The sequence below is a fragment of the Stenotrophomonas sp. 05L44_2 genome, from assembly GCF_056665995.1.
The window spans coordinates 1-9,124 of record NZ_JBFTNR010000281.1 but is presented as its reverse complement, the minus strand read 5'-3'; the positions used below and the strand labels follow the sequence as shown (position 1 = coordinate 9,124).

8 protein-coding genes are annotated in these 9,124 nt (G+C 67.0%); 2 read left to right on the top strand and 6 right to left on the bottom strand.

The window, feature by feature from the left end:
* The 5 genes from AC1VAN_RS11315 to AC1VAN_RS11295 form a co-directional block, all read right to left on the bottom strand.
* Positions 1-427, bottom strand: a 427-nt coding sequence (locus tag AC1VAN_RS11315; protein WP_480985826.1) for an efflux RND transporter permease subunit, incomplete at its 3' end; no start/stop codon positions are given.
* Positions 424-1,530, bottom strand: coding sequence for an efflux RND transporter periplasmic adaptor subunit (locus AC1VAN_RS11310; RefSeq protein WP_025874264.1), 1,107 nt, complete (start codon positions 1,528-1,530; stop codon positions 424-426). The genes AC1VAN_RS11315 and AC1VAN_RS11310, both read right to left, overlap by 4 nt.
* 317 nt (positions 1,531-1,847) lie before the next feature.
* Positions 1,848-3,911, bottom strand: a complete 2,064-nt coding sequence (locus AC1VAN_RS11305) for a TonB-dependent copper receptor (protein WP_442252266.1) — start codon at positions 3,909-3,911, stop codon at positions 1,848-1,850.
* Between the two features lie 72 nt (positions 3,912-3,983).
* The gene (locus AC1VAN_RS11300; RefSeq protein ID WP_425513378.1) at positions 3,984-4,436 is read right to left on the bottom strand and encodes a DUF2946 family protein; all 453 of its coding nucleotides are present in this window, start codon (positions 4,434-4,436) and stop codon (positions 3,984-3,986) included.
* A 511-nt stretch (positions 4,437-4,947) separates the two neighbouring features.
* Positions 4,948-5,931, bottom strand: a complete 984-nt coding sequence (locus AC1VAN_RS11295; RefSeq protein ID WP_301910080.1) for a LysR family transcriptional regulator — start codon at positions 5,929-5,931, stop codon at positions 4,948-4,950.
* A gap of 208 nt (positions 5,932-6,139) precedes the next feature.
* Here AC1VAN_RS11295 and cysK point away from each other — a divergent pair, with 208 nt between their 5' ends.
* Together cysK and AC1VAN_RS11285 are read left to right on the top strand one after the other, a co-directional pair.
* Positions 6,140-7,099 (top strand): cysteine synthase A, encoded by a 960-nt coding sequence (cysK, locus tag AC1VAN_RS11290; RefSeq protein ID WP_480985825.1) that lies wholly within the window; start codon positions 6,140-6,142, stop codon positions 7,097-7,099.
* A 321-nt stretch (positions 7,100-7,420) separates the two neighbouring features.
* Complete coding sequence (locus tag AC1VAN_RS11285; RefSeq protein WP_025874259.1) at positions 7,421-8,017, top strand: O-acetyl-ADP-ribose deacetylase; 597 nt, start codon at positions 7,421-7,423, stop codon at positions 8,015-8,017.
* 72 nt (positions 8,018-8,089) lie between these two features.
* Here AC1VAN_RS11285 and AC1VAN_RS11280 read toward each other — a convergent pair.
* The coding region (locus AC1VAN_RS11280; protein ID WP_480985824.1) for an ABC transporter substrate-binding protein at positions 8,090-9,124 on the bottom strand (1,035 nt) is incomplete at its 5' end.

Below are 9,124 nucleotides of genomic sequence, written 5' to 3'. Positions count from 1 at the left end.
TGTTGAACCAGATGATCGGGTCGGCATCGCTCTCGACCTTGGCGATCTCCGGTGGCCGTGCCTCCTCGGGCATGCGGTCGGCCACGCGGCTGACCGCGTCGCGCACGTCGTTGGCCGCCGCTTCGATGTCACGGTTGGAGGTGAATTCGATGCTGACCTGCGAGCGGCCGTTGGTGCTGCGCGCGTTGATCGTATCGATGCCTTCGATGCCGGCCAGCGCGTCTTCCAGCACCTGGGTGATGCGGCTCTCGATGACCGCTGCCGAGGCGCCGGTGTAATCCACCGAGACCGAAACGATCGGTGGGTCGATGGCCGGCAGTTCGCGCAGCGTCAACCGGGTGAAGGACATCACGCCCAGCACCAGCAGCAACAGGCTCATCACCACGGCAAACACCGGCCGCTGGATGGAGATGTCGGACAGCTTCATCCGCCGTGACCCTCGGCGGCTGCAGGTGCTTCAACCGTCGCCGGCTGCGCGCCGCTGGCGGGCGCGGCGTCGGAGGCTGCCACCTTCAGGCCCGCCCGCAGCTTGCCGGTGCCGTCCACCACGATGCGCTGGCCTGCCTGCAGGCCCTGCTTGATCTCGACCACGCCGGCGCGGCGTGCACCGGTGACCACGTCCACGCGTTCGACGGTGTCATCGGCCTTGATGCGGTACATGAAGCTGTCGCGACCGACCTGCACCACCGCGATTTCCGGCACCACCAGGGCCGGTCGATCAGGATGGAACAGGCGCACGTCGAGCAGCATGCCCGGCCGCAGCGCATGGTCGCCATTGGCGAAGTCGGCACGCACGGTCACCGCACGAGTGGCCGGGTCGATGCGTGCATCGATCGTGCTGACCTCGCCCTCGAAGGTGCGGCCCGGCCAGGCCACGCTGGTGGCCTGCACCTTGTCGCCAGTGGTCAGCGACGCCAGTTCCACTTCCGGCACCTGGAAATCGACGTGCATGCGCTCGACGTCGTCGAGGGTGGCGATCACCGTGGTCGGCGTCAGCAGCGTGCCCGGGCTGATCTGGCGAATGCCAAGTACGCCGGCGAACGGCGCGCGCACGCGACGGTCGCCGATGTCCGACTGCATCTGTGCCACCCGCGCTTCGGCGGCGTCGCGGATCGACTTCTGCGTGTCCAGGGTGGCACTGGATACCAACCGCTGCGCCGCCAGTTCGCGCTGGCGCTTGTACAGCTGGTCGGCTTCGCGGAAGGTCGCCTGCGCCTGCACCAATGCGGCCTCCTGGGCCTGCCCGCGCAGTGTCACGAGGGGCGCACCGGCGGCGACCTGCTGGCCACTTTCAAAGTGCACGCGCTCGACGATCTCGCTCACCTTGGCGGTCACGCTGATCGACTCGCGCGCCTTGGCCGTGCCCAGCGCCTGCAGCGTGTCGTTCCACTGCACCGCCTGCACGACCTGCGCGGTGACCGGCACGGCTTCGCCCTGCCGACGCGCGGCGGCCTCCTGTTTGCCTGCGCACCCGGCCAGCACGGCCAGGCTGAGGCCAAGGGCCAGGGTCGAAGCGATACGAGCCAACATGAAGCGTCCTGAGTGGTACACGGCCGCCGAGTGTAGGCAAGGCCCCGCAAAAGCGGTATGTGCCAAGCGTTTACCGGCGTGGAACGGGGGCTGCGATAGCGCCGTGTGCCCATTCCATGCAGGGGGCACCGACGCAGTGTCGGCGTATGTCGGGATGTATCAGGCCATCCCGCCAGGGGCGATGCCGTCGTACAGTCGAGGGGCCTGGCCGAGGGCGCCGGGCGGGGTCGGAACCTGGCGGGGATCCGACCCCGTTTTCTTTGGACGCAGGCCTTCTGTGCGCGGCGCACCGGTAGCGCCGGGCCATGCCCGGCGGATCAATACCGGTAGTTCACCTTCATCCACAGGCTGCGGCCGGGCTCGTTGATGCGCACAGGGTCAGCGGGGAAGCCGAAGTCGGCGCTGCCGGCCAGGTTCAGATGCTCGCTGTAGGCACGGTCGAACAGGTTGTCGACACCGGCGCTGAGCTGCAGCTGCGAACTGAAACGATAGGCCGCGTTGAGCGCCAGCGTGGCAAAGCCGCTGCTCGGCCCGAGGTCCTGCGCGACCACGTTGCCCTGCCCGTCCGCGACCCGATGCTGATGGGTGACCGCGCGCACCAGCGCACCGCCACTCCAGCGCTGGCCTTCCCAGTCAGCGCTCAAGCGTGCTTCCAGCGGCGGCATCTGCGGCAACGGTCGATGCTGATCGCGGTTCTCGCCCCAGGCATAGGCCAGGGTGCCCCCCAGCTTCCATTGCTCGTCCAGCCGCAGCTGCAGGCCGGCCTCGGCACCGGCGATGCGCGCCTGCACATTGTCAGCCCGGCTCATGCCCATCATGCCGCTGCCGCGATAGGTGAACAGGATGTAGTCCTGGATCTGCCCCGCATAGGCCGAGACCCAGGCCTGCACGCGCGGGCCCTTGTATTGCAGGCCGACGTCGAGCTGGGTGGTGCGCTCGTGCTGGATGCCAGCGAACGCGTTCACCGCACCTGCCGGCCCCTGATCGGGCGAGAACAGTTCCCAGTAGTCGGGCATGCGCTGGCTGTGGCCCAGCCCGGCATACCAGGTCAGGCCGTCGGCAAGGTCCTGTTCGTAGCGCAGGAAACCACTGCCCAGCCATTCCCTGCGGCGCTGGCCGGCGGTGGGATTGGGCATGGCCATCATCATGCCGCCGATGTCGGCACGCGCATCGCGCACGCTGGCACGATCGATGCGCAGCCCGCCGATCCAACGCTGCCCGGTGTCCACGCCGAAGGTCAGTTCGGTGAATGCACCGTAGCGGCGGAAATCGGCGTCGGTGTTCCAGTCCGCCTGCTTGTAGGTATCGCGCCCCATGCCCATGCGGCCGCGATGCCGGCTGTCTTCGCCGTCGATGCCGGCCACCAGCTGCACGTCCTGCCAGCGCCATTCGGCGCTGATGCGCCCGCCCTGCGTGCGGCGATCCACGTTCGACGCCATCGGCATCGGCATCATGCTGTGTGGGTTCGGCGTACGCAGCGTGTAGTTGTCCATCACGTGGTCGGCTTCGTTGTAGTACACGTTCGCCTGCAGCGTGTTCCACGCCCCGGGCAGATTGCGCTTCTCGAAGCGTGCGGCGTAACTGGTGCGTTCGAACGCGGCCCCATCCATGCCGCGCCCCGCGTAGCGCGCGATCGCATCGCCGGCACCGGCGGAGACCTCCAACAGGGTATCGGCGTCAGGCGTCCAGCCCACCGCTACGTCGCCATTCCACTTGCGCCATTTCGACGGAACCACATCGCCGTTGCCGTCCTTGTAGTCATCGGCTTCGGAGCGATTGCCGCTGGCACGCACGTAGCCCGTTGGATTGCCCAGGGTCAGGTCCAGCACCTGGTCGTTGCGGTTGCGTGAGCCGACCAGTGCACTGGCATCGGCACGCAGCCCGGGCGCATCGAAACGCGGGGTATCACGCTCGAAGCGCACGGTGCCCGCAGAGGCACCCGCGCCCCAGCGCACGCTCTGCGGGCCCTTGATGATGGTCAGCCGGTCAAAGCTCTCCGGCGATATGTAGGACAGCGGGTTGTCCATGCGCGAGGGACACGCGCCAATCAGATTGCCATCGTTGCTGAGGATGTTCAGGCGCGAACCGAACATGCCACGCAGCACCGGGTCGCCGTTGGTGCCGCCGTTGCGGATGGCGGAGAAGCCGGGAACGGTCTTCAGGTAATCGGCGCCATCGCTGGCTGGCACAGGCTGCCGCGGCAGGCGCGGATCGGTCACCCAATGCAGCGGCGAGGACGGCGCGGCGGCGGTGACCACCAGCGTATCCAGCGTCCGCGCTTCTTCAGCGGGCGCGGCATGGGCGAAGGGAGCAGCCAGGGCAGCGCCAAGCGCAAACGGCAGGCGCGCACGGGCGCCCGCAGCGGGGAAAGTCATTTTCATGGAAACAGCTCCAAGGTACGCACGCGCGCACGACGCCCTTGCAGGCCTCGTGCGGCGGATTCGATAGGGAAATCAGCGGACGGTGGAGATCAGCGGCGGGCCACGCGCGGCATGTGCCGGCCAATGCAGCAGCGGCAGTCGCGGCTGCGACCATGGGAACATCGGCTTCGGCCGCCACAGCAAGGGCAGCAGCAGCACCAGCACGGCCAGCCACGGCAGCAGGCGCATGGCCAGCACGCAGTACTCGCAGGCCTCCCCGTGCATGGCGTGGGGATCGGCGGGTGGGGTCGGATCCCTTTGCCCCGGCAAAGGGCTCTGACCCTCAGCCATGTCGCCGTGATGCATGTGGGCATGGTCCATGCCGCCATGCATTGTGGATGGGGTCAGAGCCCTTCCCTGTGGTGAAGGGATCTGACCCTGCGGCGCCTGCAGCGCACGGCTGACCAGCGGCGCAAGCACCATCAACAGCGTCGCGATGAAGGCGAGCTGGAGCAGGGTTCGACGCAGGCAGCCGGTACGGATCACCGCGCTAGTGTAGAGGTGCCTCCAGAAGGCACCGTGCGACGAACCGTCGCAGGAGGGGGTTTATCGGCAGGGCTGCGCCCTGCACCCGCAGAGGCCACGTCCACGGCAAGAGCCGAAGCAACATCAAAAGCTGGCTTCCTGTGGGTAGGCGGGGTGGGTCCGGTTGCGGGGGCCGCTGCAAGTACGTCCATGTAAGCTCGGTCGCCGCATCCATGCGGCTCACGCCCCCGCAACCGTACCCACCCCGCCTTCGACAGWTTTCCGCGATCTGCGGTAGATCCACGCCATGCGTGGATGCTCTTCGATCAATTGTCGAAACATTCGATTTCCATGGAGATTCATCCACGCATCGCGTGGATTTTACCGTGTCGACCAGGACGGGTTTACGGCGTGTCCTGCCTACCCACACCGCCCCGCCATCCCACGGAATGCCCGCTGTTGCCGTTGCTGTTGCCGTTGCTGTTGCTTGAATGTCGTAGCAGGTGCAGGGCGCAGCCCTGCTCGACCAACCTCACACCGTGATGGTCTGGGTCAGCGATTCCCAGGTCGGCGGCACCGGCCAGGACGCGGCCTGGTTGCCATCCAGCACCCGCCGCAGGTCGCGCGGATCAATCTGCGGGGCCAGCACATGCACCAGCTCCAGCGCGTAGTCGCGCAGCACCCGGTCGCGCGGCAGCACCGCCCAGGCGACGCACTCGGTGATCGGCGCCGGCGCTGGCCATACCCGCAGATCCTCGTCGTTGGCGCTGATCGCCATCTCGGCCAGCAGACCTACCCCCAGACCCGTACGCACATAAGTCTTGATCAGGTCCGCATCCAGCGCCGTCAGCGCCAGATCGGGTACCAGGCTCTGCGCGGCAAAGGCGCGCTGCAACGAGGAGTTGGGACGGGTCGAGGATTCGTAGCTGATCAACGGCTGTCGCGCCAATGCCGCCAGGTCCGGTGCGCGCCCGGCGCGATCCAGCGGATGGCCCTTGGGCACCACCACCAGCCGCCGCCAGCGGAACAGCGGCACGGCGATGCCATCGCTGGGTTCACTGCCGGCGGTACTGATGATCGCGATATCGGCATCGCCCTGGTTCAGCCGGTCCAGCGCATCGGCCTCACCGGCCTGCTGCAGGTGCACGCTGACCTGCGGATAGGCCTGCTTGATGCGCGCCACCGCCGGCGGCAGCACGAAACGCGCCTGGGTGTGGGTGGTGGTCAGGATCAGCTGGCCCTGGCTCTCGCGACGCTGGTTGGCCGCGTAGGTGCGGATGTTGTTGGCCTCGGACAGCACCGCGCGGGCGCGGCTGATCACTTCGGTGCCGGCCGGGGTGACCGACTCCAGGCTGCGCCCCTTGCGTACGAACAGCAGGAAGCCCAGTTCGTCCTCCAGCTGCTTGAGCTGCTTGGACAGCCCAGGCTGGGTGGCATGCACGCGCGAGGCGGCGAGCGTGATGTTCAGCTCGGCGTCGGCGATGGCAACCAGGTAGCGCAGCTGGGTCAGCGTCATGGCAGGCGGGCGATGTGGGGGCGGAGGTCCACTCTAGGGTCAATTGCCGTCACCAGCTTATAACCAAAGGTTGTTTAAGAAAGGTATCTGGTCATTTCCGGGCGTCATATGCCGGCGCTACGGTCAGCCGGCAGCCGCTGGCCTGAACAGCCAGCCCACTTCCTTTCCGCCCGCCGAGCCCGGCGCGGCCTGTTCCTGGAGCGCTCCCATGGCCCTGTACGACTCCATCCTCGACACCATCGGCAACACCCCCATCGTCAAGCTGCAGCGACTGGCGCCGCAGGGCGTGACCCTGTACGCCAAGGTCGAGTCCTTCAATCCGGGCGGCTCGGTGAAGGATCGCCTGGCGCTGGCGATCATCCTCGATGCCGAACAGCGTGGCCTGCTCAAGCCGGGCKACACCATCGTCGAAGCCACCTCGGGCAACACCGGCGTCGCCTTGGCGATGGTGGCGGCCGCACGCGGCTACAAGTTCGTGGCGACCATGGTCGAGACCTTCTCGGTGGAACGCCGCAAGTTGATGCGGGCCTACGGCGCGAAGGTCATCCTGACCCCGGCCGCCGAGCGCGGCAGCGGCATGGTGCGCAGGGCGCGCGAGCTGGCCGAGGAACACGGTTGGTTCCTGGCCAGCCAGTTCGCCAACCCGGCCAACCCGGCCTACCACCGCAACACCACCGCCGCGGAGATCCTGCGTGATTTCGCCGGCAAGCGGCTGGACTACTTCGTGAGTGGCTGGGGAACCGGCGGCACCTTGACCGGCGTCGGCGAAGTACTGAAGGTCGCCCGCCCGGACACCCGCATCATCGCCACCGAGCCGGCCGGCGCCGCCTTGCTGAAGGGCGATGACTGGAAGCCGCACAAGATCCAGGGCTGGACCCCGGACTTCGTGCCCGATGTACTCAACCGCAATGTGGTGGACGAACTGGTGACGGTGGAAGATGACCGCGCGATCGCCACCGCCCGCCGGCTGGCGGCGGAGGAAGGCATCTTCGTCGGCATCTCCGCCGGTGCCACGGTTGCGAGCGCACTGGACGTGGCAGATCGCGCCGAACCGGGCGCGGTGATCCTGGCGATGTTGCCGGACACCGGTGAACGCTACTTCTCCACGCCGCTGTTCGCCGACGTCAATGAAGGTTCGGACGACGACTGGTTGGCCGGTCTGCCCTGATCGCCGCGTTGTCGATGACAGCAGGATGACGCCCACCCTCGCGGTGGGCGTTTGCTATTTGGGTGATCCTGTCTGGGTATTGCCGACGGAAGCGGACAGCTTTCCCCAGAAATCATAAGAGATTCACCCCGAAAACTTTCGTTTTGCCGCGTGCGGCGCTCGCTTCAGCCTGCGTGAAGGCGCCGCCGGCCATCGTGCATGAACAGCGCGGATCGCAGTGCATGAGACGGTCATGACGCAGCATCGATGCCCTGTCCCGCAAGATGCGGGTGCAGCCAGCGTGGGCACGGCGCGCAACAACTACAGGCAGGAGACGGACGCATGAAGATCGAAGTGTGGCAGGGCGACATCACGGCCCTGGCGGTGGATGCGATCGTCAACGCGGCCAATGAATCACTGCTCGGTGGCGGCGGTGTCGACGGCGCCATCCATCGTGCGGCCGGCCCTGGCCTGCTGGCCGAGTGCGAGCGTCTGCCGGAGCTGCGCCCCGGTGTGCGCTGCCCGACCGGTGAGGTGCGCGCAACCGATGCCTATGCGCTTCCGGCACGGCACGTACTGCATACGGTCGGTCCGGTCTGGCACGACGGCCAGCGCGACGAACCGGCATTGCTGGCGAACTGCTACTGGAAGTCGCTGCAGCTGGCCGAATCACTGAACCTGCAGTCGATCGCGTTCCCGGCCATCAGCTGCGGTGTGTATGGCTATCCGCTGTACCAGGCCGCACAGATCGCGGTCACCGAAACACTCGCCTGGCAGCGCAGCCACGCCCAGCCGATGCGGATCGTGCTGGTGGCGTTCAACACGGCGACCGCCAAGGCCTACCAGCAGGCACTGTCGGCCGCAGGCCAGGTCGCCGACAGCGGGCGCGGTTCGCTGCTGTCGCCCTTGGGCGATACCGGCTTCGTGCCGGCGCATTGAAACAACGACGGACGTGGAAAAAAAAAAGGCCGGGCATTGCCCGGCCTTTTCGTTTGCGTCCTCGTGGCGGCGTCAGTCCGTCGCTTCAGCGGCAGCGTCGGCGGCCGCCGTARCAGCAGCTGATGCCGCGGCCGACGCGGCGCCGTCGATCTGCACGCGCACTTCCACCATGCCCGCTTCATCGCTCAGGCTGGACACGTCCACGGTGTAGTGGCCGGCCGGCAGCGATTCTTCCACGCGTGCGTTGGTGCCGTTGCCACCATCGTCATTGACCAGCTCCACGTCGCCGCCGACCACGCGCAGTACCGTATCCACCTGGCTGGAAATGGCGTCCAGGCGCACATCGGCCGCACGCGGCAGGCTCAGCAGGAAGCGGCGGCGGCCTTCGCCATCGAGCATGGCAAACACACTGCCGGTGTTCGGCAGGGAGGTGCCATCACGCATGACCATGTTGGCCGGCAGCTCGGTGCGCTTGGCCGTCAGTTTGAAAGCGCCGGTACTGGCTTCATCCAGGCTGCGCACGCGCAGGGTGTACTTGCCCGGTTCCAGCGGCATGCCAATGCGCGAATTGGTGTCATCACCGCCATCGTCGTTCTCCGACTGGACGCCGTTGCCATCCAGCTTCAGCACCGTATCGAACGCCTTCGATTCCAGGCGGATTTCGTACATGCCCGCCTTGTCCACCTGCAGGGTGTAATCCTGCGACTTGGAGACCAGCAGGTCGGCGATCTCACCTTCGGCCACCATCGGCTTGCCGTCATACGGCACCAGTTTCTCGGCGCGCAGGCGGTACGGACCGAAGGCTGAGGGGCCGTCGGCATTGATGGCCACCTGGTAGCTGCCAGTGCCGTTGGCGCGGAACGCCAGCGAAACGTCGTTGCCGCGCTCGTAGTCCGAGTTGCTGCTGGCCACCAGCACGCCATTGTTGAACACGGCGATCGAGCCGCGAAGCGCACCGGTCAACGTGATGCCGGCCAGTTGCTTGTCTTCCAGCTTCAGCTGGTACAGCTGATGGTGGCTGCCATCGTTGAAATTGACGCCGCTGCGCGAGGTGATTTCGCCGGAGACCGGCTTGTCGAACTCCAGCGAGGGAGCCTTGCCCATGTC